Below are 26,752 nucleotides of genomic sequence, written 5' to 3' on the forward strand. Positions count from 1 at the left end.
ATCGGTTTCCTGCAATGAAGAATAAATACCGTAACTTGTTCTTGCTTTTCGGCATACTCGCCATTGTCATCATGCTTTGTACAATGGATATGGATTATTCCGACATTTGGGAGAACGTGAAGCGCATAGGCTTTTGGTTTCCTGTAATCATGTTGTTGTGGTTCTTTGTCTATCTGATAAATACCTGTTCATGGTATCTGATAATCAGGGACGACCGTAAATATAGCGTTCCTTTCTGGAAGGTCTGCAAGTTGTCGATCACAGGCTTTGCCATAAATTACGCTACACCCGGCGGACTGATGGGCGGTGAACCGTATCGGATTATGGAACTGACTCCCTATGTAGGTGTAAGTAAAGCTACGTCTTCGGTCATTTTGTATGTGATGATGCACATCTTTTCTCACTTTTGGTTCTGGTTTCTTTCCATATTCTTATATATCTTCCTGTATTCTGTGAATACCTTTATGGCAATATTGCTTACTGCAATAGGGGTATTTTGTCTGTTGGCTATCTATTTCTTTACCCGTGGATATAAAAATGGGATGGCGGTGAAGACTTTCCGGTTCTTACAGAAGGTACCCTTTATCAGGAAGTGGGCGCATAGTTTCGTTGTGAAGCAAAAAGATACTCTGGAACAGATTGATAGTCAGATAGCCTTGCTGCATAGCCAGCATAAGATAACTTTCTATAGTTCTTTGCTATTGGAACTTTCGGCACGCATACTCTCCAGTCTTGAAATATACATTATTCTAAGCGTTTTCACACCGGACGTTAACGGGTGGGATTGTGTGTTGATACTAGCCTTCTCTTCTTTGTTTAGTAATCTGATTTTCTTCTTTCCGATGCAGCTGGGCGCACGCGAAGGTGGTTTGGCATTGGCTGTGGACGGGTTGCACATGTCCCCGGCATTGGGCGTTTATGTGGGGCTGATTACCCGCATACGCGAATTATTATGGATAGCTATCGGAATGGCTTTGATAAAGATCGGTAATAAGAAGTAAGCTGCCTTTTATCTGCTAAAAAGAGGCAGTACACGGATTATCATAGAGAAAAAATCTATATCTTTGCTCTTGAAGTATATAACCGGTAGTCTAATGTCCAGATATTCTGTTTCTATCTTATTTTGTCTTTTTATTTGTTCCGGTCTGTGGGCTGCGGTCAAAGCGGACGACGATGCCCTGCTTTTAAAACTGGATAAGATGATCGAGCATCGTGAGGTTTACCAGCAAAAAGTGGAAAAGGAAATAGCAGACATTCGCCGGACGCTGGATTATGCGGAAGATGATAAACTCAGGTTTGATATATTAGGGAATCTGTTCACTAAATATCGTTCATTTCGGATTGATACGGCTATGATTATCGCAAAGGAGAGACTGCAACTGGCAGAAAGTCTGAAGGATGAAACACTAATCAATCAGGGGCTGATGAACATAGCCGATGTAATGAACAAAATGGGAAAGCATGAGAATGCGTTGATTATGCTTGGCAAGGTGAAACGGACGGAGGATGTAAAAAAGGATACTTATTTCTATTATCTATACCACACCATTTACTTATCCTGCTATAATGATGCCATAGATGACCCCGGCAAACAACTTGCCTGGCAGCAGATAAAGGCTTATAAAGACACCCTGATTGCGATTAGCGAACCACACTCTTCCAGCTATGTTACCAATAAATGCGGTCGACTGAGTATGTCCGGAAAGTGGGATGAGGCTATCCGGCTGCTGGAGGATTATTACGGGCAAAGTGCAGAAGATAATTCGGACAGAGCGAGAATGGAGTATCTTCTGGCAGAATTGTATTTGGGAAAGCAGGATACTTTGCAGGCAAGGCATTATCTTATTCTGGCTTCATTGACTGATATTGCCAATGCCAAGAAGGTGTATATGTCTTTGCAGCATCTGGCAATACTTCTCTTCCGGGAAGGAGACATTGCAAGGGCTTATAATTATATTTCATGTTCGCTGGAAGATGTGAACTTCGGGAAAGCCCGCTATCGCTTTATCGACATTGCCGGATATCTCCCCATCATTCAGGCCGCTAATGATGCGCGTATTAAGGCTGATGAGAATCGGGTGCTCTTTTCCCTTCTGATACTCCTGATATTGGTAATAGCCCTGGTTGTCGCTTTCTTCTTTATCCGTAAGAAGAATACCAAATTGCTGAAGGTGAAGCAATCGCTGGCCGAACAGAATCTGCGCTTGCAGGAAATGGCTGGGAACCTCACCCGGATGAATGAGCAGATTCAGGAATCAAATCATATCAAGGAAGAATATATCGGGTTGCTGTTCAATATATGTTCCGAATATATCTATAAGCAGGAGAACGACCGCAAGGCATTACTGAAGATTGCAAATACAGGCTCTATGGCGGATATATCAAAGACACTCCGCGGACAATCTTCCACTTCCGATGATTTCAAGCTTTTCATCAGTAAGTTTGATACTATATTCCTTTCCATCTTTCCTAATTTTGTGGAGTCGTTTAATGCTTTGTTGAAGGAAGAAGAGCGTGTGCAGCTGAAGGAAGGTGAATTGCTGACGCCCGAGTTGCGTATATATGCTCTCATACGTTTGGGTATAAACGATAATTCCAAGATTGCCAACTTCCTTCATTATTCACTTCAGACGGTTTACAACTACCGGATGAAAATGCGGAATAAAGCGATCATTCCGGGCAAGGATCTGGCAATTCAGGTACAGAAACTGTAATTTTATACTTCCTTTGATCTTACTTTTTCTCTTTTATTCTTATTGGTCAATGTGTTGATAAATAAGATGTTACTTTCTATTCTCTTCTTTATTTACTTACTTTTCCGCTTCGTGTAGTTGTTCTGCTATACCATTGGAATTACTTTTGCTTCGTATCGTATGAGACACGCGATGCCTTTGTTACACGTATAATAAACTAATTTAAAACTATTATGAAAAACAAGAAGAATCCGGAAACTTTTGGAAGTAGATGGCGGTATGTTTGGGTACTGTTTGCTTTGGTTTTCAGTGTGAGCGTTGCCGCACAGAAAACGGTTGTAAAGGGCAATATCCTCGATAAGGATAATCTGCCTATTATTGGAGCTAATATTTTGGAGAAAGGAACGTCGAACGGAACGATCAGTGATGTGGACGGTAACTTCACTCTCTCGATCACAAATCCTAAGGCTACATTACTGATTACCTATATAGGGTATAAAAACGTGGAGATGCCTGCTTCTGCCAACATGAAGGTCGTGATGACGGAAGATAGCGAGATGCTTGAAGATGTGGTTGTCATCGGCTATGGTAGTGTAAAGAAGTCGGATGCAACAGGCTCGGTAACAGCCATTAAGCCCGATGACTTTAATAAGGGACTGCGCACAACCGCTCAGGATGCCCTGGTGGGTAAAGTACCGGGAGTAAACGTAGTATCCAGTTCCGGTGCTCCGGGTACAGGCGCCACGATTCGCATCCGAAGCGGTGCTTCGCTTTCCGCCTCCAACGATCCGTTGATTGTGATTGACGGTGTACCGGTTGATAACTCTACTATCGAAGGTGGTGGCAATGTGATTGGTGGTATTAATCCCGATGATATAGAAACCTTTACGGTGCTGAAAGATGCGTCGGCTACGGCTATCTACGGTTCGCGGGCTTCGAACGGTGTGATTGTAATCACTACGAAGAAAGGGGCTGATACCAATTTGCGCTTTAATTATTCAACGAACCTGTCAGTAAGTACAGTTACTGAAACGCTGGATATTCTTTCTGCCGATGAATTTCGCCAGTTTGTTCCCACTGTATCCGGAGTACCGGCTTCTGTGACCTTAGGCACAGCATCGACCGACTGGCAGGATGAAATCTACCGGACGGCATTCGGACAGGAACACAACTTTTCTGTATCGGGTAAAGTGAAGCAAAATGCTCCTTATCGCCTTTCGGTGGGATATACCAATCAGAACGGTGTCATACGTACCAATAACTACGAGAGATTTACATTCAACGGAGGTATTTCGCCTAAGTTTTTTGATAATCATCTCACGGTTGATCTGAACCTGAAAGTGTCTTATGAGAATAATAAGAAAGTCGATGAAAGCGTCGTAAATAACGCGCTTCGCTATGATCCTACACGTCCGGTTAAGACCGGAAGTGCCACTGCAGCTACTGATCCGGGGTTGGGATATTTTATCTGGATGAACGGTAATTCTCCGATGGCCATCCAGACGGATAATCCGGTGGCACAGCTTGACTTGCAGGATATCCGCAATAAAGTGACACGCTCTATCGGCAATGCATCCTTCAACTATAAGGTACATCATTTGGAAGACTTGCAGCTGAACATGAACCTGGGCTACGATGTCCTGACCAGTAAATACTCGAAGGAAGTGCCCGAGCTGGCGGGAATGATGTACACCTCTAACATGAAGGACGGTACAGGTCTTGTCTATGACTCCAAGCAGAACAAACGGAATTATCTGCTGGACTTATACGCTAACTATTCTCATGTTTTCAATGAGAAGCATAACTTCAGTGCCATGGGCGGATATGGCTGGCAGCATTTCTGGAAGAAGTTTGATGCTACTACCTTTTCTCCGGAGGGCAAGGAGCTCTTCTCTCCCAATCATTATGAATCGGAATATTATCTGCTTTCGTTTTACGGTCGTCTTAACTATTCGTATGATAACCGCTATATGATTACTGCTACGCTGCGTTCGGATGCTTCATCCCGTTTTGCAAAAGGCAATCGTTGGGGATTGTTCCCTTCCGTGGCATTGGGGTGGAAAATCAGCCAGGAAGCTTTCCTGAGAGATTCGGATATTCTGTCTGACCTGAAACTGCGCCTGAGCTACGGACAGACCGGACAGCAGGATATTCTGAACGACTATCCTTATATGACAACTTTCACAGTATCCTATCCTGAAGCTTGCTATCAGTTCGGAGATAAATGGTATAATACGTATCGTCCGAATGGTTATGACTCCGACATTAAATGGGAGACTACCGAGACTTATAACATCGGATTGGATTACGGCTTCCTCAATAACCGTATCTATGGTTCTGTGGACTATTACCAACGCCACACCAAGGATTTGCTGAATACGATTCCTGTGATTTCGGGAACTAACTATTCTTCTGTGATTACCACGAATATCGGTGAAATGGATAATAAAGGACTCGAATTTTCCATTAATGCAGTGCCGGTACATACCAAGGACTGGAAATGGACAGTAGGCATGAACTATACCTGGAACGATTCAAAGATCACAAAACTGAATGTAGTGGATTCGGAAGCCAACTTTGTACAGACCGGAGCCATTTCGGGTACCGGTAAAACAGTACAGGTATTCATGGTAGGCGAACGCCCTTATACTTTCTATCTGGCAAAACAAGCTTATGACGACAATGGCAAACCGATAGAAGGCCAATATGTACAGCCGGACGGTTCCGTATCGGCAACAGAAACAAAGTATGCCACCAACAAGAGTGCATTGCCGGAATCCTATCTGGGCTTCAATACCCAACTGAGCTATAAGAACTGGGATTTCGCTATCAGCGGGCACGGAGCTTTCGGCAATTATGTCTATAACTACATAGCTGCCGACCAGTATGTACAGTCTGTTTACAGCGACCAGGGAAACTTCTCGAATATCCTGAGCAGAACCAAAGCTACAGGCTTCCAAAACCAGCAACTGTACTCGGACTACTTCCTGGAGAAAGGAAACTTCTTCCGGATTGACAATATCTCATTGGGTTACACTTTCAAGAAACTGTGGGATCAGTCAAGCTCTTTGCGGCTGACTTTCGGTGTTCAGAATGTGGCTACCTTTACCGGATATTCGGGCATCGATCCGGAAATCTACAGCGGTATCGACAAGGAGATATATCCTCGTCCGCGAGTATTCTCATTAAGTGCTAATTTAACTTTCTAACGGATTAAAAAAAACTATGCGATATGAAAAAGATAATTGCCTATTCATTCAATCTACTTTTCTTGGTCACGTTTCTGGCTTCGTGCCTGGGTGACCTCGATACCATGCCACTGGATAATAACCAGTTAGTGAGCGACCAGGTATATAAGACCAAGGACGGCTATACAGGCGTGCTGGCCAAGTGTTATTCATCTCTGATCCTGACAGGACAGCAGGGTGGCGATGGCGGCAATGGCGACTTGGAAGGTGCCAATGAAGGATATTCCGGTTATGTGCGTCTGTTGTTCTACCTGCAGGAGATGAGTACGGATAACTTCCTGATGCCTTCTTCCTCAAACGGTCTGCGTAAGTGCCTGAACCTGCAATGGGATGCCTCCAATGCCTCTGTTGTCACCTGGACTTACCAGCGGCTTTATATGAGCATTGCCTACTGTAACGAGCTGCTGCGCGAATGTACCGAAGGGAAGTTACAGGATAGAGGACTTTGGGAAGAAATGAAGGACGAATACATTGGTTACAGAGCCGAAGCACGTTTTATACGTGCGTACTGCTATTCCATGCTTTGTGATTTGTTTGGTTCCGTGCCCTATGTTGACGAACATACAGGTGTGAAGGAAATTCCGGTTCAGTATACCCGTAAGCAGATATTTGAATATGCGGAAAGTGAATTGCTGGCTGTTGAGAATGAACTGAAAGCTCCGGGAGAAAACGAATACGGACGGATTGACCGTGTAGCCGACTGGTTCCTGCTGGCACGTATGTATCTGAATGCCGAGTCCTGGATTCATGAAAATAAATACCAGGAGGCATATACGTATGCGAAGAAGGTAGTTACAGACGGACACTATCCGCTGGCTTCTGACTATCGTGAAATCTTCCTGGCGGATAACAAAACCTGCAAGGAGATCATCTGGGGGTTGGTACAGGACGGACAGCGTGCCCAAAGTTCAGCCGGAACAAACTTCTACGTAAAAGCTTTCGTGAATGGTCCGATGGACGAATTGTATAAGACAGGAGTCGGTTCGCGAGGCTGGGGTAATGTTCGTGCCAAGATGACACTGGTAGACGCCTTTGATGCGGATGATGTGGCGTTTGATGTCAATGATACCTGGGGTAACGGAAAGAAAGATAAACGTGCCCAGTTCATGACCGCCCTTCCGAATCAGGTGAAGGAAACCTGGGACTCGGAACTGAACATGACCAGCACCTTTACCTGTGGTTATGGCTATATCAAATGGAGAAACGTGACCAAGGATGATCAGCTCTGTGCTTCGGGCGATGCTTATACCTCTATTGATTTCCCGTTGTTCCGCACAGCCGATGCCTATCTGATGGCTGCCGAAGCTATCTTGCGTGGAGCAAATGGTACGGAAACGGAAGCATTAGGCTACGTCAATGAAGTTCGGTCCAGAGCGTATATGTCCGGTAAATATGCGAAGAGCGGCGTTCGTTCGGATGTTTCAGGAGAAATCGCCCTCAATGAGCTTTCTTTGAACTTTATCCTGAGCGAGCGTCAGAAAGAACTGGCATCCGAGCTGACCAGGCGTACCGACCTGATCCGTTTCGGTAAATATACGAAAGGCAATAACTGGGACTGGAAGAATGGTATCCGTCTGGGAGGAGATGTGGACGACAAGTATCAGCTGTTCCCGATACCGGAAAGCGAATTGACCAACAACCCGGCGTTGAATCAGAATGACGGTTATAAACAATAAATGAAGATATAGAATGAGACTGAGACTGAAACAATTACTGTTATGTGGTATGATGTGGATGTGCTGTGTTCCGCTTGGGGCGCAGACATCCAAAGAAGAGATGTTTTCCACTATTGAGAAAACGGGTGGAGTCTATTGGGCCTATCCGCTTGATTTCGCCCCGCAGACCCGGGCTCCCAAAGGATATAAACCATTCTATGTGAGCCACTATGGACGGCATGGTTCCCGTTATCTGATTGGCGACCGTGATTATAAATGGCTGGTGGACCTTTTTGAAGAAGCGCATCGTGAGGGTGCACTTTCCGACTTGGGAGAAGATGCCCGGCAGCGTTTGCTGAAGGTGTGGGAAGAAGCGGAAGGCCATGGAGGTGATCTGACCCCATTAGGTGTCCGTCAGCACCGTGGAATTGCGGAAAGAATGTATGCTGCATTTCCTGAAGCCTTTAAGGGCAGCCCTTCTATTTCTGCCCGTTCTACCGTTGTGTTGCGTTGTGCGATGAGTATGGTGGCTTTTGGTGATCGTTTGAAGGAGCTGAATCCCAATCTGCGCATTTCTTATGAGGCCAGCCATAAGTATATGGACTACTTGAATTACCACACGGACGAATCCAACCGCTTTACTTCTTCCACTGACGGTCCGTGGGCTGAAGAATACAGAAAGTTTGAAGATGTCCACACCAATCCCGACCGGTTGATTGCTTCTTTATTTAAGGACAAGCGTTTCATACTGAAGAAAGTGAATCCGAAGGAAGTGATGTGGGGTATGTACTGGGTGGCGAGTGATATGCAGAATGCAGAGACAAAGGTTTCTTTCTATGATTTGTTTCAGCCCCAGGAACTGTTTGATTTGTGGCAGTGCATCAACTATCGTTTCTATGTGGGCAATGCAAATCATGCCGACGGGAAAGGGATTGTTGTAGCCAATGCGAAATCATTGTTGCAGAATATTCTGGATAGCGCTGATGAGGCTATTCAAAAGGGAGGCATAGCCGCTACCCTTCGCTTCGGGCATGATGGCAATGTGATTCCTTTGGTGGCATTGATGCAGATAGAGAATTGTAATGTTGCCGTAGATGATCCTTACGAGGTGTATAAAGTGTGGAGTGACTTTAAGGTAGTCCCTATGGCCGCTAATGTGCAGATTGCCTTCTTCCGGAATGAAAAAGGAAGTGCGGACGATATTCTGGTTAAGATACTGCATAATGAACATGAAGTACACATTCCGGTACAGACCGACCAGTTTCCTTTCTATAAATGGAGCGATGTGGAGAGCTACTACCGGAACTTATTGAAATAAAGCACAGTTTTAAAGTTAACAATATTGAGACTACTAATTGGGAAGTGTGCCGATGGGATATCGGTACACTTCTTTTGCTAATATAATGTTAATGCTTTCCTGTTTATATGCTATTTCATAAGAAAACCTTTATCTTTGCACCCGAAAATGAAATGTGGAAAGATTTGAGTAGCTTGCAACCACAGAAAAAAATGCTAAAACACATCCTTTTCTGACGATGCTCCGAGCATCGGGATATGCATGTCTACTCACCTGGTCCCCGCTTTTCATTCTTTAATTATTCATTCTTTAATTTAGAAGTATGGGATATTTATTCACATCCGAATCGGTGTCAGAAGGACACCCCGACAAAGTGGCCGATCAAATATCGGACGCTGTGCTTGACAAACTGTTGGCTTACGACCCCAGTTCGAAAGTAGCTTGCGAAACTCTGGTAACTACCGGACAGGTGGTACTGGCTGGAGAAGTGAAAACCAAAGCGTACGTTGATCTGCAACTCATTGCGCGCGAAGTAATTCAGAAAATCGGCTATACCAAAGGCGAGTACATGTTCGAAAGTAACTCGTGTGGTGTATTGTCCGCCATTCATGAGCAAAGCCCCGACATTAACCGTGGTGTAGAACGTCAGGACCCTATGGAGCAGGGTGCAGGCGACCAAGGCATGATGTTTGGCTATGCTACTAACGAAACAGAAAACTATATGCCTCTTTCGCTCGACCTGGCACATCGCATCTTGCAAGTGTTGGCCGACATCCGTCGCGAAGGTAAAGAGATGACTTATCTCCGTCCGGATGCCAAGAGTCAGGTAACTATTGAATACGATGATAACGGTACGCCTGTCCGCATCGATACGATTGTAGTTTCTACCCAGCATGATGACTTCATCCAGCCTGCCGACGACAGCGAAGCCGCCCAGCTGAAAGCGGATGAAGAAATGCTTGCCACTATCCGTCAGGATGTCATCAATATCCTGATGCCACGTGTCATTGCTTCTATTCATGCAGAGAAAGTACTTGCATTGTTCAATGACCATATCACCTATCACGTTAATCCTACCGGAAAGTTCGTTATCGGCGGACCTCACGGAGATACCGGTCTGACGGGACGTAAGATTATCGTAGATACCTACGGTGGTAAAGGTGCTCACGGTGGTGGCGCTTTCTCCGGTAAGGACCCCAGTAAGGTAGACCGTAGTGCCGCTTATGCAGCCCGTCATATTGCCAAGAACCTGGTGGCAGCCGGTGTAGCTGACGAAATGCTGGTACAGGTGTCTTATGCTATTGGTGTGGCTCGTCCCATTAATATCTATGTCAATACTTATGGTCGCGGTCATGTAAACATGAGCGATGGTGAGATTGCGAAGAAGATAGATGAACTTTTTGATCTTCGCCCGAAGGCTATTGAAGATCGCCTGAAGCTTCGTAATCCGATTTATCAGGAGACTGCCGCTTATGGCCATCTGGGACGTGAGCCGCAGATTGTTACCAAGCACTTCAAGTCTCGTTACGAAGGTAATAAGGATGTAGAGGTGGAGCTCTTCACTTGGGAGAAACTGGATTACGTGGACAAGGTGAAAGCCGCTTTCGGTCTGTAATCTTTCTCTGGTTTTGTAATCAGCGTAGCTTTACAAGCTATTTATATAGAAGCCGCCCTGCTTCCTTTCGTATTGCGAAAGGAGGGGGCGGCTTCTTATTGATTCTATGATAGTAAAAATTGATTGGCGGGCATCAGCCGGATATGTTTTCCGTCTTCTTCAAAAGAATCGGTCTGATTAGTTGTTACAATAATACCTTCCGACAGATTGAATGCTTTCATCGCTTCGAGCAGCCCGTTATATTCGCGTGCGAAGTTCTGGTCGGTTATCTGGTGACAGACCTGGATGGCATGCAATACCTTGCCTTTTTCAGCGACAACAAAGTCACATTCTCCTTTTCCTTTGTAATAGCAAATGTTTCCCGGTTTCCTGCGCAGATGCAGGAAGATGAGGTTTTCCAGTTTATGTCCGGTGTTATCCGAGAAGTTGGCAGAGGCTTCGTTCGCCAGCCCTAAATCCATGCTGTAAACCTTCTTGGGGTTTCGGGACTGCACTTTTAGCGAATAACTGAATATAGGTATAAATTCCAACAAATAAGATCGTTGATAGAAAGAGAAATAATCCAGAAAAGTAGATGCCGCTTTTATATCGAACATCCCCACCAGTTTACCGGCTGATACCAGGTTCCCTATGTTGGATAGCAGATATACAGCCAGTGCCCGCAGTGAATTTACGTCTTTTATGGAATTACGGATAGCAATATCTCGTATCAGAATGTCATCAATCAGTGTATTCAGTATTATTTCAGATTCATTTTTCACGTACTCGGGAATGCCACCGTCGCGCAGATAATTTAAGAGTGAATCTTCGTCTGCGGGGCGGCTTTTGAAAGAGAGATATTCTGAATAAGAAAAAGGAAATAGCTCCATGGGGATATGTCTACCGGTGAGGTGAGTGCCCAGTTCGCTGCTTAATAAGGAAGCGTTGGAACCGGTGATGAACAGGGTATATTCTTCATTGAGCATTTGGTGAATGAAGATTTCCCATTTAGGGATGATTTGTATTTCATCGAAGAAGAGCACGCGGACGTTACGCCGTTCAATTTCCCGTTGCAGGCGGGTGAAGTCATCAGTATCAAAGTTGGCGAGGCGTATGTCTTCGAAGTTCAGATAGAGCGCTGAGTCATATTTCCGGGACATCAGTTGGCGCAAAAGAGTGCTTTTGCCACAACGGCGTATACCGGTAATGATAGTGGCAAACGATGGGATGGCAGGCACTGAAATCAGTGCTTCTCGTGGTAAACCCTGCTCTTTCTTGCGAAACATATCGGCTTGTGCGTCCAGTACAGCTGATATCTCTTCTTGTCTAATCATCTTATTTAGAGTTGTTTTTTCGCAAATATACTGTTTTGTTTGTTACTAGCAAATGATTTCATAGTTTATTGGCAAATGATTTCATTTGTTGCCGGCAAACGAATCTTTTCCTTTGGTTGTTTTTAGGGGGGCAAAATGCTTGTGGAGTGAAATGATAAATTGATTTTTATTTATTGATATCTTAATCAAATTGATGCTATTTCTTTGTTTTATGTGATTATGCCCATTTGTCAATCTTGCATTATAGGATATCCTGTGAATAAATAAGGAATGTAAATTCGTTATTTCTGCATATTCTTGCGTGTTTTAGGGCTTCTTATGCAGAAAAGGGTTACTACTTACGGGTGAAAGGGTTACTACTTATAGGTGATATCATTACTACTTACGGTCAAAAGGGTTACTACTTACTAGTAATACACTTATTTGTATTGGCTATTTCTCTTATATTTGTGTTTTTAGGGTGGTGTTTTACTCTAAAAGAAGTGTAAGTATTTCGATATATTATTAATAATCTGTGGCTTGCTGAATTTCGTTTGTTTCTTTTTACCTCCATGGTCAGTTATTCGGGAATAATGCATTCTCAGGCAATTGGAAATACAAAGTGTCAAAATGATAGTGTGATACTAATTATGTTTCAACTGCTTACTTTCTAACTGGCTTTTTCCATGATTTGTTGCTATCTTTGCAGTATTGAAACGAGAAGTCTAATATAGCATGAAAAAACTGTTACCCGCTTTCCTATTCTTTATATCATTTACTATGCTGCTAGGGGCATGCGGAAGAGATTCTCATGCTGTCAGCTCTATTCTGTTATTGGCTGATTCGTTGATGCAATCGCGTCCTGACAGTTCGCTGCAATTATTGGAGGAGGTTTCTGCACCGCAGAAGATGGGGACAACAGACAGGGCATGGTATGCCTTGCTGCTTACGCAGGCGAAGTATAAGAATTATGTGTCGCTGGAGAATGATTCTTTGATACAGGTAGCTGTGGATTATTTTGAAAAGAACAGTGATAGAGAACGATTGGCAAAATCTTATTTTTATAGCGGGTGTGTGCATCGGGAGCAAGAAGACATATCTACTGCCATAAATTTATATTTGAAGTCATTGAGGACTATGCCGCAAGGAGGTGACTCGGTATTTTTGTCGATGGTATATAACGATTTGGGAGATTGCTATACAGACCAAAATATGGAAGAGACAGCAAGAAACATGTATAAGCAGGCTTATGCTATAAATGTGAGTAATCATGATACTTTACGTGCATTTCACAATCTGAATGGTATTGCTGGTACTTTTTTGCTTGAACTTCAACTTGACAGTGCATTAAATTATTATCAACAGGCACTGGAAATGGCACTTTCACTGGATTATCCGGTGTTGTTGGGCGCCATATATAAGAATTTATCCGGAGTTTATAATGAGCAGGGAGAGTATGGACAGGCCAATGATTGTATTTCAAGAGCCATGCCTTATTTGTTAGATATAGAAAGCTTAACCTCTGCCTATTCTTTGAAAGGTGATATTTTGTATAATCTGGGTAAGAAAGACTCAGCCTTTTATTATTGGAATTTAGGAAAGGAATCTTCTGATATATATACAAAGACCTCAAATTATTATAGTATATATCAAGCCAATAAAGAGCTTTCTAATTGGAAAGATGCGATTTTAAATGTTGATTCTTTCATCGTTTATTATGATTCGATTCAGAGAATGAATGACCGTGCGGAGATTAACGAGTTAATGGATAAACATTTATTGGAATTGCATAAGTATAAACTCTCTGTTGAACATAGAAGAACAATGAATCTCCTGATTATATTATCCTTATTTATTGTTTTAGTATTAAGCCTTATATTGATGTGGAGGGATAGATGCAGGAAGAACAGATATATCGTTTTACAGAAACAACTGATGGAGAATCGTGCAGAAATATTGTTACATGGAAAAGATATCTGTGAAGAAGGAAATAGCAAGTTGCATGAATTGAAAGAGTTAAGGATTGATATTTGCATTTCTTTATTTAGATCAACTGAGGGGGGTAGGAAATTGACAGAATTAATGAAAGCAAAACCAAAAGAGCGTATTAGTATTATTCATAACCACAGGGTGTTGATTCTTGATGATATTAGAAGCGCATTTGCAGATATCATGAAGGATTTGAATGCTTGTTGTTCTTCTTTGACTATGAATGATTTGTTATATTGCGTATTAATCATACTTCATTGTCCAAAAGAAATTGTTATGGACGTAATGAATACTACTGCCGACGCAATAAAAACACGGAAAAATAGAATTAAGAATAAAATGGATAAGGGACTTTTTGAGAAAGTATTTATGTCTGATAATGTGTGATTTATATATTGTCTGTTACATACTTGGATTTCTCTGTTACCATTGTTACCACGTAATATTTTGTTGTTAGATGAAAGTTGTGTTTATTCGAGGCATCAAATAATTAAATCTTATACTACATGAAAACAACATTTTTACTTTCGCTCTTATTCGCTTTGTTCTCTCTAAATATTTATGCAGAACAAATGGTATCTATCAAACAGATTAATTTAAAAAAATCTCTTAAGGGAAAGGGAGCGCAACAGCCCGGAACACGTTCTTTAGAACCATTGAATGTCTTTGCCTATTTTAATCCTGATAATACTGCTTTGACTATTAATTTAGATTGCGTATATACTGAAGTAACGGTTTCGGTAAAAAGTATTTTGACAGGTGAAACTATTCAGTCTGAATTGTACTTTACTCCGACCAATATATTTGTGAATATGTCCGAAGTGGAGAATGGAAAATACTTATTAGAAATTTCTTTCGGAGAAACCTTGTTATCAGGAGAATTCAGTATCGAATAAACATTACGCATTATGAAAAAGGATAAACGGATATCTAAACGGGTAGCGCTTATATTTCTGCTATCTGTAGTTTTATCTATGTGGGCAGGTCTGGATATTTGTGCGCAGCGTATCAAATATACCTACGACAATGCCGGAAACCGGTTGACTCGGCAAAAGGAGATTGTCGTACAGACAAGGGGGGCTTTGAGTGATGAAGAGGAGCCATCGGTATACGAAGAAGAGCTTTCGGAAACTAAAGTTACTATTTATCCCAACCCTACCCGTGGTATGCTCAAAGTTGATATCTCAGGAGTTGAGAAGTTTGAGAATGCTCGAATATCCCTCTATGATCTTACCGGAAAGTTGTTGCAGCAGTGGGCGGGTATATCCCAATCCAATGAAATTGATTTATCCGAACGGACTCCGGGAATGTATATCATGCAGGTTGCCTACAATGGCAAGATTAGCAGTTGGAAGATAATTAAAGAATAAGATAACCTTAAAACACACTTCTCCATGAAAACACATTTATTATTCATATTTTCCTTTTTATTATTTCCACTTATTGCCCATGCGCAACAGGGAAATACTAGATCATATCCAATTGAAGTTGGCACTTATAATTCTGAGTTTGATTATTCAGATTCACAAAACACGGAAGATTTTACAAACAATTATACGGGGCGACCTTCCAATGATGTTTTTTATAAATTTACTATAAGTACTAGGATGAAGGTCATCATGAAGCATTGCGAATCAGAGCTTTCTGATACCTATTTGAGCCTTTTGGATGCTTCCGGAAAATTAATTGACTATAACGATGATGCTGACTTTTCCATAGGCTGTGGCGGTGGTGCTGGAGAGGCTTATTTATCAAAGATACTGGATGCCGGCACATACTACGTCGTGGCAGAAGGATATGAAGAGAACGGAGTTATTACTACTCAAATAACTGGGATGTTTTTATCTTCAGAAGGGGATAGTCAGCAGAATGCTATTGACGCCGGTACTTACAACAAGAGTTTTGACTATTCTGATATACAGAATATGAATCTTTTTTCTAATCAGTATGCAGCCGGAGAACAAGAGGATGTTTTTTATAAGTTCACATTAACCCGTAAAATGATTGTAACAATAACTCATTGCGGATCAATGGTTTATGAAACTTGCGCCTATCTGTTGAATGCCGCGGGAGGTGTCATTGCTTCCAATGATTATTATTCAGATGATGGTCACTGTTCTTCATCCTCTCATGCTTTTATACAGAGAACCTTAGAACCGGGCACCTATTATATAGTATCGGAAGGATATGATACAGCGGAACTTATTACTACCAATATTACCGGATATGCCTCGGAAGATTTTGATTATCCGGACATTCCCATCACATATAGTGCGGAACAGGAAGCCGTTGGCTCTCTTGGTGGAACTTTTGATGTATCGGCTACCGGAGCAGCTACGTATTCAATTCCTATTAAAATTCCGCAAGGTGTAGGAGGCATGCAACCTACGCTTGCTATCGTTTATAATAGTCAGGCGGGAAATGGAATGTTGGGTTGGGGATGTAATTTGTCGGGAATGTCAGTTATAACTCGCGGTCCGAAGGATATGTATCATGACGGTACAGCCAAGGCATTGACTTTTTCCGCCGATGAGGCTTATTATCTGGACGGTAAACGCTTGATTTATTCTTCTGGCACTATAGGGCAAGAGGGAGCCATATATTATTTGGAATCCGATCCTTTTACAAAAGTGATTGTTCATGGCACATATACTGCTTCTACAGCTAATACATGGTTTGAAGTGCAGTCTTCTACCGGGCAGATATGCTATTATGGAAATACAACCGGTGCTCGACAAAGCTACACAGCCGGTAATTCCCCCAGAATCTATGCATGGTATCTGGATTACGTGGAAGATCCGTTGGGTAATTACATGAATTATACTTATAATAAGTGGAGTTACTGCATGTACCCCAACACTATAATGTATGGAAATAATAAGAATGGGAGTACTGGTTTACAGAATACGGTTACTTTCAGTTATGAAACTCGCTCCAATGATCCGCAACTATTTGTTATTGAAGGCGTAAAAGGAACCATGGATCGTAGGCTGAAAACCATTACAAGCAAAACGGGAAATTCGGTTTACCGTGTTTATGACTTGCAATACAATACCACCGGTGATGCTTCCGGTACTAAATATTCACGTCTGACAAGTGTTACGGAGAGGAATGGTGCCGGCGATGTTATGCAACCAGTTAAGCTAAATTGGTCTTATTTGCCTTCCCTATATAGTATTCCTGTTTCTCCTCAAGTGAATGCTGCTTCTGTTTATCCAGCAGTCGCATTTTCTGAACAGCAATTTATTGCTGGTGATTTCAATGGAGATGGTTTGACGGATATGATGGGAATCTCTCCTGTAAAGATACCGACAGGTACGAATTCTTGGACCTATGATACTTACGCTTATATATATTGGGCCTCATTGGATTCTTCCGGAAATGTCCGATTTGTTGACGGAACGAATTATCGTCTTGGAGCAAGTTTTCAATTGTCTGACATGCAAGAATACAAAGCGGGATCGTCCGTCATCGATTTTGATGGAGACGGTCTGAATGAATTTGTAGTACCACATGTAAGCATCAATGATCATTGGAAGCAAATAGCTTTTTATGTTTATGGAAACACGGTTCAGGGGGCTTTCGGATACAACTTGCAGCACAGTAGTGAAATGCCCGCCTATGCTACCGGTGATTTTAATAATGACGGAAAAGGAGATATCGTTTTCATAGAAAAGGGACACAGTGGCAACAAGTATCCGGGCGAGATTATTGGACATAATTCCGGAACATCTTTATACCGCACGGCATTTAGCCTTACCTTGCCTTCTAATCCCGATAAGGTATTCGTATCTGACCTTAACGGTAACGGGCTGGAAGATATGATGATAATTTATAATGGAGGCTATACCATTTTTTGGAATCAGGGTAATGGAATTACGGGAACTACTTTTTCGGATGCCAAGAAGACTACAGGAACCAATGTCTCTAAGGTGTGGATGATTCGTTCCGGTGATTTTAATGGTGATGGCTTAATGGATATACTAATGAACAGTACCGGTGAAAGTAGTTGGTATTTTGCCTTGAATAATGGCAATGGAACTTTTACTAAGTCGCAGGCATGCACATTAGGGCTTTACGATCAGAGCTTCACTTCAAAAGATGATTCAAGGTTTGATTGCCTTATATATGATTTCGATCTTGACGGGAAATCGGATGTGGTGATAACCAAGGCCATGTATGATAAGAAGAGCGCTATATTTCAAGGTTCTTGGGGTGAGTTCAATAAAACTTATACCTATTGGATGCATTCTACAGGAAGTGCGCTTACCATAGTGCGTTCGGCGACTTCTAACAGAGATGAAGATGCTCTTTCATCCCGCTATCTGGTGGGTGACTTCAACGGTGACGGTCAGATGGAACTGATGAATTATGGTTACAATTGTTATAATAGTAGTAATTCAAACAGAGACCCTGTATGGCGATTATACCCTAATAGTAGTTACAATACAGACAAAGGTAAGGTAACTTCTGTTACCGGTGGCTATGGTAGTGTGACGAATATTACTTATGCCTCCCTTGTCAATGGCGGTATCTATACCAAAGGTACGGGTAGCAGTTATCCTGTTGCCGATTATACTTTGCCTTTGCATGTAGTAAAGAAAGTAAATTCGGATAATGGTGCGGCAGGCAGAACAATGATAACTAACTATCGGTACAGTGGCCTTAAAATGCATTTGCAAGGAAAAGGGCTGTTGGGAATGTCTTCCATGATAGCTGAGAATATGACGTTGGGGACAGTTTCTGAATCTGGTGTAAAAGCATGGAATACTTCCTTCTACATACCATCTGTTACCTATACTAAAAATACCATAGACGGCAGTACGGCTGAAACTAACTCTACGCTGGTTATCGTGGATAAAGGCTCCAGGAAATACTTTGCTTACCCTTCATCTACTACAGAGAAGGATTTGGATGGCAATATGGTTACTACCACTCGTCAGTTCAATACTACCTACGGTTACATGACCCAGGAAAAGGCAGACTATGGCAATAATATGTATCGTACTGTTCAATATGGCAACTATATCCTTGCCGGAAAAATCTATCAGCCCCAGTTGATCACAAAGGTACAGAAGCATACGGATGACTCGTCGACTTTCACGCAGAAGACGGAAATCACGTATGATACCTCTAAAGGATATAAAACGAAGACTGTTGAAAATTATGGTTCCTCTTTGCCTTTAACTACTGAATTCACCTACGATACTTGGGGAAACGTGAAGACGGAGAAAATCAGTGGCTCTGGAGTTTCCGCCCTTACCAGTAACTATGATTATGATACAACGAAACGTTTTATCGCTAAAACTTCTACTAATCCGTCGTCATCCATTATTGCTTATACATATGATACTTGGGGAAATGTCTTGACGGAAACTGACGAAAGTGATACTTCCAATAAGTTAACAACTAGGCATACGTTTGATGGATGGGGGAACAGACTGTCTACTCTTTTTCCCGACGGTACTAAGAGAAGTTATCTGAGTGGTTGGAATGTCAATTCAAGTAAACGATTCTTTACGCTTGCCCAAGCTACGGGAGAGCCCTGGGTAAAAACTTGGTACGACAATCAGGGGCGTGAGGTATTGGTAGAAACAATCGGTCCCAAAAGTATGTCCATTAAAGAGGCTACGACTTATAACAACAAAGGGCTGATCACTCAGAAAAAGACAGAAACTGGCAATCTTACCACGACGGAGAACTATACGTATGATGCTCGTGGGCGAGTGCTGACCCAAACAAGCAGTGCAGGGAGATCCGTTTCTTACGCTTATGGGAACCATACAGTATCGAGTACCACAAACGGGAAAACTTATACCCGAGTTTATGATCCCTGGGGTGGAGTGAAATCCGTGACCGATCCGGTTTCCAGCATTGCCTATACTTATAAGTCACTGGGAAAACCTCAAAAGATAGTCACAGGTGGAGCTACTTTCACTATGACCTATTATGACACGGGTAAGCAAAAGACGCTGACCGATCCCAATGCAGGTACCATAACCTATACGTATGACGCTGCCGGACGATTGAAAACTCAGGTTGACGGGAAAAGTAAAACCACGACAAATACCTATGATGTGCTGGGGCGTATGACCTCTTCCGCAACGGATGGTGTAACTACTACCTATACCTATGGAACGTCCGGCAACAACTTGCTGCGTCTGACAAAGGAACAGACGGGTAATAATTACACGACTTACACGTATGACAATTACGGTCGTACGAGGACTGAGACGCGTCAAATAGAAGGAACAGGTGCTTTGGCATTTACTTACTCTTATAACTCACAGGGGCAGCTGAGTAATATTGCCTATCCTGGATCTTTGACCGTCAGTCGCAACTATGACGCTTATGGTAATCTGCGACAGGTGCTGGCAGGTACGCAAAATATCTGGGAACTCACGGGAACTACCGGAACTGTCACTACTACCAAACTTGGCGGTACATTGATTTCTACCGAAACCCGTAATTCGCAAGGCTTACTTAGTAACCTGAAGACGATGAAAGGTACTACGTCGCTGCATAATATGAACTATGTGTTTGATGGTGCTACAGGCAATCTTACTTCGCGTACGGGTATGATTGGGCAAACGGAAACCTTCACTTATGACAGCGCAGATCGTTTGACTGTTGTGAAGCAAGGTAGTTCTACAGTCATGAACATGGGTTATCATGCCAATGGCAATATTGTTTCTAAAACAGGCTTGGGTTCATACAGTTATGACAAACCTCATGCGGTAAGTACCGTTGACAATACCGGCGGCCTGATTTCCGAGAATAACCAGACCATTGCGTATACTGCATTTGATAAAGTTTCCTCCATCAGTGAAACGGTCGGTTCGAACAATTACCTGTTGAACATCACGTATGGTCCTGATCGACAACGTTGGAAATCTACGTTGAAGACGAACAATGCGGTTGCACGTACGACTGTATATGCGGGCGATTATGAGATGGTCACCGAAGGCAGTGTAACGAAACAATTATATTATCTTGGTGGCAATAACGGTTTGGTAGCGGTATATGTGAAACAATCCGGCCAGTCTGATAAGATTTATTATGCCCACAAAGACCATTTGGGCAGTGTTGTGAAGTTGACTGATAATGCAGGTACTGAGGTTTTCAAGGCTTCATACGATGTTTGGGGCAGACGTACGGTAGCTAATAACACCTTCAAGTTCCACCGTGGCTATACGGGACATGAACATCTGGATGAGTTCAAGCTGATAGACATGAATGGCCGTATGTATGATCCGTTGCTGGCTCGGTTCTTGAGTCCTGATCCGTTTGTTCAGATGCCTGATTTCTCACAAAATTTCAATCGATATACTTATTGCTTGAATAATCCGTTAATATATACGGATCCGGATGGAGAGTTCTGGCATCTATTTATTGGTGCAGTTATTGGAGGAGCAATAAACTGGGTTGCCAATGGTGCGGATTTAAGCTGGGAAGGATTATCTTATTTTGCTACCGGTGCAGTTTCCGGTGCATTGACTGCCGCTTTCCCCGGTGCCGCTATTGGTATTGCTGCTGGTACCGGTGCTGCAAACTCTGCGATTGGTCAAGGTTTTAACAATGGGTGGAAGAATATCAACCTGCAACAAGTTGCGTTTGATGGCATAATGGCTGGTACGATGGCTTATGTTGGCGGTGAGATTGCCGGTCGGTTTGTCGGTCCTATCGAGAAACTTACCCAAAACATAAAATCTCCAATGCTTCAGAATCTAATTACTCATGAAGTTTCCGGTTTGCCTTTCGGTACTTTGATGGGTGGTGTGATGGCTGAAGTTGATGATGATCCCAATACTTCCTTTCTTGATGGGATGTGGAGTGGTGCCAAGATGAGCTTTATGACAAGCGGATTATCAGCGGTTGGAGCTGCAGCAAACTATTCGCTGGACCATAAAGTGGATATTTGGACAGGTATTTCTGATCAAAGTAAGCAAATACAGCAAACAGCAGCGCAATTAGGTTTGCGTAGTGCACAACAAAGTGTAAAGCAGGATATAGTAGATATGTACTATGAACAGATGAAAAATGGTACTTTTAGTGATAAATCTGGTGCTGCGGGATTTTATCATGAAGGAGTGCGAACCATTACAGATGGTAACCATCGGATGAATGCTGCTATCAGATATTATTTATCAACTGGCAATGACAAATTTGTTAATTCATTACTGAATAACGGAAATTTCACTATTAATAATCCTAAGAATTATGGTTATAGATCATACAGCTTCCCAATCGCCAGATAATTATTATTTTAAAATATATAATCTGGGAAATATAAGTTCATTTACAGCGTTTGCAGGTAGATTTTATGTATGTTTCTCTGCAATACCGAATTTTGGGAAAATTATATCTTCCCAAAACAAGAAGTGCACTTTTCCTCTAAATATCTTTTGCAAGAAGTATACTGATCCTTTTATGGACGAAACAAGGATAGAAGAAAAAGTAGAGATCTATTTTGAGAATTTTAGAATATTCAGGCATATAAGACTTTCTAATTTATTGAAGAAGTATGGCTTTTCTACTAATGAAATCAATCTTTTATTTGAAGAACTTAATTTGGATGATAAAATATATGCAGATAATATCATACATATAAGAATAAAAGCCGCGATATTGATAGATATATTATTTAAGAAAAATGATCTAATCCTCTTTCATACTGCAGGACTTTCATATCCTTCGAGTAAGGTTATTTACCAGAGGATTTATAAGCGTCTACAGGAGCATCCGGAGAAATCTGCTATTGTGTTCGAGTATGGAGAGAAAATTAAACAAATAGTTTTTAAAGAAGTGTCCGTGGATAATATAAGTAATTATGAAGGATGGATGGCAGAGGTTGTAAAGAAATTATTAGATTAAAAAATAGTTCATGGAGACTTTAGCATTGGTGTCAGTGTTGGAGTGTGGAGTGGGTGATAATCATTGGGGATGGAATGCTTCTGCAACCTATAATGGCGTTGGAGTCGGATATGGTTTGACTTATTATGGGAAGACTCAAGGTCCGGACGGAAAATCGAACGCACAAAGAGTTGCTAATATAACGGCATATTGGAAAGGTGGTTCTTTTGCGTTGCAAAATGACATGATATCTTTAGGAGGAGATGGTGACAGATGGAGAACAAATGCGTTTGAATTGAGTATTGGAAATTTTTCATTTGGGTCTTATATCTATACTAATGATGGAAAGGCGGATAGTCAGAAACAACAAGATGAAAATGCACGTAGTCCAATATGGGGTGAAAATAGAAATAAAGGCTATAGTACTTGGAAAAATGGACAGGTTTTCTCTGCTCCTGTATGGATTGGGTATAGAAGAGGAAATCAAATTACGCGCGTTGGTTATAGCCATGAAGCGTTCCAAGACTTGCAGCAGAACGGAATTCACGGGCGAACTGGTTTTGGAAATCAGAATTTTTACCTGAATTATGATAACTTTAAAGCGGGCGGATATTTCTATTCGGGCTATTATAATCCTTTGAGTTTATGGGGAAAATAAAAATGTATTCAATATGAAAAAAGTAATATTTATTTTATGTGCACTGTATGTTCTGTCATCCTGCAGAGGGATTCCTAATGATGTTAAAAAAGCATTTACTTACTGTTATGCAGATGCGTATACAGGGATTGATACCCTTATTAATACCGACGGTTATTATAATCGGCGTACATTCTTCTATAAGAATGGACTGGTTGTTGAAGGGTATTATCCTGAACGTGATCATCTTGAATTGCAAAAGCTGAAAGAGTTTTCAGAAGAACGTTTTACTTCCATGTATTTCATAGGAATTTATAGAATCTATGGAGATACCTTAAAGATACAGTATATACGAGAAACTCAATCTCTAAATGATGCTGGAAGCGGAATAGAAAAGTGGTATAAAATTATCGATAAAAATACGATGCTGTGTATAAACGATTTCAATAATACAACTATTAAAAGAGAGAGAGAACTTTCCAAAAGTTACCCTTCTGATATCGGCGATACTCTTCGGTTTGTTCCTGTTAGTGTGAAAATTCCTCAACCGGACGATAACTTGCTTAAAAGAAAATGGTTCTGGTGTAATGAGCAAGACTGGGAAAATTATATGAAACATCTTAAACAAGCGAAGTAGCTGTTTAAGAAGAAATAGAGTCTTAGGATTTATTTTATTATTTGTATGTTCAATACTTTTATGGTATATTTCCTCTCTGTTTCCTTAATTATATTTCAAATAATCCAATAATTCTAACATGAATATGAAAAAGCACGTTTTATTAGTTCTACTTTTGGGTCTAACAACCTCTTTCTGTTATTCACAAGTAAAAGTCAGTGTACAAGGTGGTGCCGGTTTTAATGGCATCACAAAGGATAAAAATTATAAAGCTGACTTCGGATACCGTTTCGGTATCTGTTTTAGCTTGCAAAGAGCTTGTGAAACAAAGAACAACTAAATAAAAATAATATTATGTTACGGAAAAGATTGTCCTTGGCTATGTTACTGCCGCTGTTTGCAGTCATCGCTTTTGCGCAAAGCAAATATGCCTTGTCGTTCTCCGATTACATGGACGGTAAATTTGTCGGTCTGGAGAATCTTGCTATTAAATCCAGGTCCCAGAGCAAGAGATTCTGGAATGGAGGCGCCGATTTTAAACCGAAGACGGGTGATAAAAAGACAGATAAGCTATTGAAGAAAGAGGTAAAGTATATCATACATCAGGATACCTTGTATGTAAACTGTCGGCAATTAAGATATGAGGGATGCAGGTTTGGCAGTTGGTATGCACCCGGTTTCCGCTTTGGTACAAACAAGATTTGTTTTATCGGTACTAAGATTGGCAAAAAGCAGATAAGTGAGGCTGTTGCGGGGGGTATGCTCTTCGGTGCCATAGGAGGGGCTATCGTAGCGTCTAAGCAACTGAAAAACAAAGTTTGTTATTTGATAGAGTCTGATAGCAAGAAAGTGAAACTCATCACTAAAAACAATATGAGAACTATTTTGCTGAATTATCCTGAGTATTCGCAGGAATATAACGCTTTGCCCGAAGAAAAGAAAGAGTCGGCAATTATAGTTATAGAGTATCTTATCAAAGCGGGATTATTAATGAGATATTAGAAAAATCTATAAAATGAAAGTCATGAAGTATGTGTTATTGATGTTTGGCTTATGCTGCCTGAATGTCAGTGTTTGGGGGCAAGAAAAGAGTGTAGTTCTCATGATGGAAGATGCGGTTGGGATGCAGGAAGCACAAAAAGAGCAGGAGAAGAGGATAAGAGTACCGAGAAACACGTTTATTGTGAATTTCGGCTATGGATGGATAACGAGTGAGGTGGTGATGCGCTCGGGATCTTACAAGTGGAAAGGAGGGGGAGAGTATAAAGTAGCGTATAACTGGGTCGGTGACGGCGGATATGGATTTGGAGTGGAATGTGAGGCTATTACTACTGATTTCCCGGAGGAACTTGTGACGTTGGGTTATGTGGCTCCTGTCTTTGTCTATTGCCAGAAGCTGGGTGAGAGGTGGATGGTCAGGGGAACTGCGAGTATCGGATATACCTGGAACGGTGCGGGCAATGACCGGTTCTCGGGGGTGGCGGCAGAGCTCAATTGGGGAGTGGAATATATGTTGAATAAAGTAATAGGACTGGGGCTGGGTGCGCGATGGTGGCGGGCATCTATCTCCCGTCCTGATGGCATTTACTCAGGTATGATTGTGATTAATGACCGTCATGGAGTAAATCGTTTGGGAATTCAAGGCGGACTGAGATGTTACTTTTAAATCGTTTTCTATAATCGGTGGTTATGTCTTTTTAACCAATCATATCTTACAGTTCTTTCAGCCTCCGTCAACTGCCCTATTCATCGGCTTTCCGGCTGAAAGTATCTCCTGAAGGAAAGATTCTTTGCTTTCAGCTTTCAGCCGATATTGTAATCATGAGATTCTTCATGCTTAATAAATGCTATTTCATTAGAAACTTTAGTATTGGAAAATTCACGTATTTCACTGTATTGGATATATAGATGGAAGGTGTTGGATGTATAGATGGAAGGTGTTGGATGTATAGATGGGAGACGTTGGATATATAGATGCGTCATTGAATTTTATTAGATAGTATTTCTCAGTAAATATCATTGCTTGTTTTGTGGTAAAAGAAGCAATGATAACCATTAAAACATAGCTTCTTTTTCTGCGCATTTTTATGCAAGGTGACTATTCTCCTTGTCAACTAAACCTTTGTTTCACTAAAGAAGTATTGGCTGAAAGCTGAAAGCAAAGAATCTTTCCTTTCAGGAGATCCTTTCAGCCGGAAAGCCGATGAATAGGGCAGTTGACGGAGGCTGAAAGAACTGTAAGATGCAAAACAACTTTTCTTGCTGAAGTAGGTTTGTTACCACTGTTACCATATAATATTTTGTTTTTATGTGAAAGTTGTGGTTATTTGAAGCGTCAATAAAATCTTATATCACATGAAAACAACATTTTTACTTTTAAGAATTCAAACATCTAAACGGATAGTTGCCATATTTCTGCTATTCGCGGTTTTATCTATGTGGGCTGCTGCTGATGCATACGCCCAAAACAAAATCAAATATACCTATGACAGTGCCGGTAATCGGTTGACTCGCCAAAAGGAGATTGTGATTCAGACAAGGGGAGCCTTGAGCGATGATGAAGGAGAGCCTTCCACATATGAAGAAAAACTTTCGGAAACTAAAGTGACAATTTATCCCAATCCTACCCGTGGTATACTCAAAATTGATATTTCAGGAGTTGAGAAGTTTGAGAATGCCCGGATATCTCTCTATGATCTTACCGGGACATTGCTGCAACAATGGGGCAGTATATCTCAATCCAATATGGTAGATATATCTGATCGAACTCCGGGGATGTATATCATGCAGATAGTCTATAATGGCAATACCAGCAGTTGGAAAATAGTTAAAGAATAGAAATGACCTAAAGCTAATA

Annotated in this window: 18 protein-coding genes; 17 read left to right on the plus strand and 1 reads right to left on the minus strand. The window is 41.7% G+C overall.

What is annotated here, in order from left to right; translation table 11 throughout:
* The first annotated feature begins 14 nt into the window (after positions 1-14).
* From K6V21_RS06150 to metK, 6 genes are all read left to right on the plus strand, one after another.
* Positions 15-1,001, plus strand: a complete 987-nt coding sequence (locus K6V21_RS06150; protein ID WP_224321240.1) for a lysylphosphatidylglycerol synthase transmembrane domain-containing protein — start codon at positions 15-17, stop codon at positions 999-1,001.
* Positions 1,002-1,094: 93 nt separating this feature from the next.
* On the plus strand, positions 1,095-2,714 hold the full coding sequence (locus tag K6V21_RS06155) for a DUF6377 domain-containing protein (protein WP_217714933.1): 1,620 nt from the start codon (positions 1,095-1,097) through the stop codon (positions 2,712-2,714).
* A gap of 212 nt (positions 2,715-2,926) precedes the next feature.
* Entirely contained in the window at positions 2,927-5,902 is a 2,976-nt protein-coding gene (locus K6V21_RS06160) for a SusC/RagA family TonB-linked outer membrane protein (protein WP_224321241.1), read from the plus strand.
* 23 nt (positions 5,903-5,925) lie between these two features.
* On the plus strand, positions 5,926-7,617 hold the full coding sequence (locus K6V21_RS06165; RefSeq protein WP_044262885.1) for a RagB/SusD family nutrient uptake outer membrane protein: 1,692 nt from the start codon (positions 5,926-5,928) through the stop codon (positions 7,615-7,617).
* Positions 7,618-7,630: 13 nt separating this feature from the next.
* Entirely contained in the window at positions 7,631-8,914 is a 1,284-nt protein-coding gene (locus K6V21_RS06170) for a histidine-type phosphatase (protein ID WP_224321242.1), read from the plus strand.
* A gap of 301 nt (positions 8,915-9,215) precedes the next feature.
* Positions 9,216-10,508, plus strand: coding sequence for a methionine adenosyltransferase (gene metK / locus K6V21_RS06175; RefSeq protein ID WP_007211495.1), 1,293 nt, complete (start codon positions 9,216-9,218; stop codon positions 10,506-10,508).
* Positions 10,509-10,612: 104 nt separating this feature from the next.
* On the opposite strand, the gene K6V21_RS06180 is transcribed toward metK, so the two are convergent.
* Positions 10,613-11,821: an ATP-binding protein gene (locus tag K6V21_RS06180; protein ID WP_224321243.1), complete on the minus strand. Its 1,209-nt coding sequence runs from the start codon at positions 11,819-11,821 to the stop codon at positions 10,613-10,615.
* A gap of 714 nt (positions 11,822-12,535) precedes the next feature.
* Between K6V21_RS06180 and K6V21_RS06185 the strand changes: the two genes are divergently transcribed.
* From K6V21_RS06185 to K6V21_RS06235, 11 genes are all read left to right on the plus strand, one after another.
* Positions 12,536-14,176 (plus strand): tetratricopeptide repeat protein, encoded by a 1,641-nt coding sequence (locus K6V21_RS06185; RefSeq protein ID WP_224321244.1) that lies wholly within the window; start codon positions 12,536-12,538, stop codon positions 14,174-14,176.
* Between the two features lie 119 nt (positions 14,177-14,295).
* Complete coding sequence (locus K6V21_RS06190; RefSeq protein WP_195423212.1) at positions 14,296-14,685, plus strand: DUF3244 domain-containing protein; 390 nt, start codon at positions 14,296-14,298, stop codon at positions 14,683-14,685.
* Between the two features lie 12 nt (positions 14,686-14,697).
* On the plus strand, positions 14,698-15,159 hold the full coding sequence (locus tag K6V21_RS06195) for a T9SS type A sorting domain-containing protein (protein ID WP_224321245.1): 462 nt from the start codon (positions 14,698-14,700) through the stop codon (positions 15,157-15,159).
* Positions 15,160-15,408: 249 nt separating this feature from the next.
* Positions 15,409-22,047: an FG-GAP-like repeat-containing protein gene (locus K6V21_RS06200; protein ID WP_224321246.1), complete on the plus strand. Its 6,639-nt coding sequence runs from the start codon at positions 15,409-15,411 to the stop codon at positions 22,045-22,047.
* Positions 22,010-22,663 carry a hypothetical protein gene (locus tag K6V21_RS06205; RefSeq protein ID WP_224321247.1) on the plus strand — a complete coding sequence of 218 codons (654 nt, stop codon included), beginning with the start codon at positions 22,010-22,012 and terminating at the stop codon, positions 22,661-22,663. Before K6V21_RS06200 ends, K6V21_RS06205 begins: the two co-directional genes overlap by 38 nt.
* 10 nt (positions 22,664-22,673) lie before the next feature.
* Positions 22,674-23,300 carry a polymorphic toxin type 23 domain-containing protein gene (locus K6V21_RS06210; RefSeq protein ID WP_224321248.1) on the plus strand — a complete coding sequence of 209 codons (627 nt, stop codon included), beginning with the start codon at positions 22,674-22,676 and terminating at the stop codon, positions 23,298-23,300.
* 13 nt (positions 23,301-23,313) lie between these two features.
* On the plus strand, positions 23,314-23,916 hold the full coding sequence (locus tag K6V21_RS06215) for a hypothetical protein (RefSeq protein ID WP_224321249.1): 603 nt from the start codon (positions 23,314-23,316) through the stop codon (positions 23,914-23,916).
* 124 nt (positions 23,917-24,040) lie between these two features.
* On the plus strand, positions 24,041-24,235 hold the full coding sequence (locus tag K6V21_RS06220) for a hypothetical protein (protein WP_224321250.1): 195 nt from the start codon (positions 24,041-24,043) through the stop codon (positions 24,233-24,235).
* A 14-nt stretch (positions 24,236-24,249) separates the two neighbouring features.
* Entirely contained in the window at positions 24,250-24,897 is a 648-nt protein-coding gene (locus K6V21_RS06225; RefSeq protein ID WP_224321251.1) for a DUF6563 family protein, read from the plus strand.
* 13 nt (positions 24,898-24,910) lie between these two features.
* On the plus strand, positions 24,911-25,561 hold the full coding sequence (locus K6V21_RS06230; protein WP_224321252.1) for a hypothetical protein: 651 nt from the start codon (positions 24,911-24,913) through the stop codon (positions 25,559-25,561).
* A gap of 689 nt (positions 25,562-26,250) precedes the next feature.
* A complete protein-coding gene (locus K6V21_RS06235) occupies positions 26,251-26,733 on the plus strand; it encodes a T9SS type A sorting domain-containing protein (protein WP_217714918.1) in 483 nt (160 codons plus the stop codon).
* The last annotated feature ends 19 nt before the right edge of the window (positions 26,734-26,752 follow it).

It is taken from the genome of Bacteroides cellulosilyticus (assembly GCF_020091405.1).
Classification (GTDB): Bacteria; Bacteroidota; Bacteroidia; order Bacteroidales; family Bacteroidaceae; genus Bacteroides.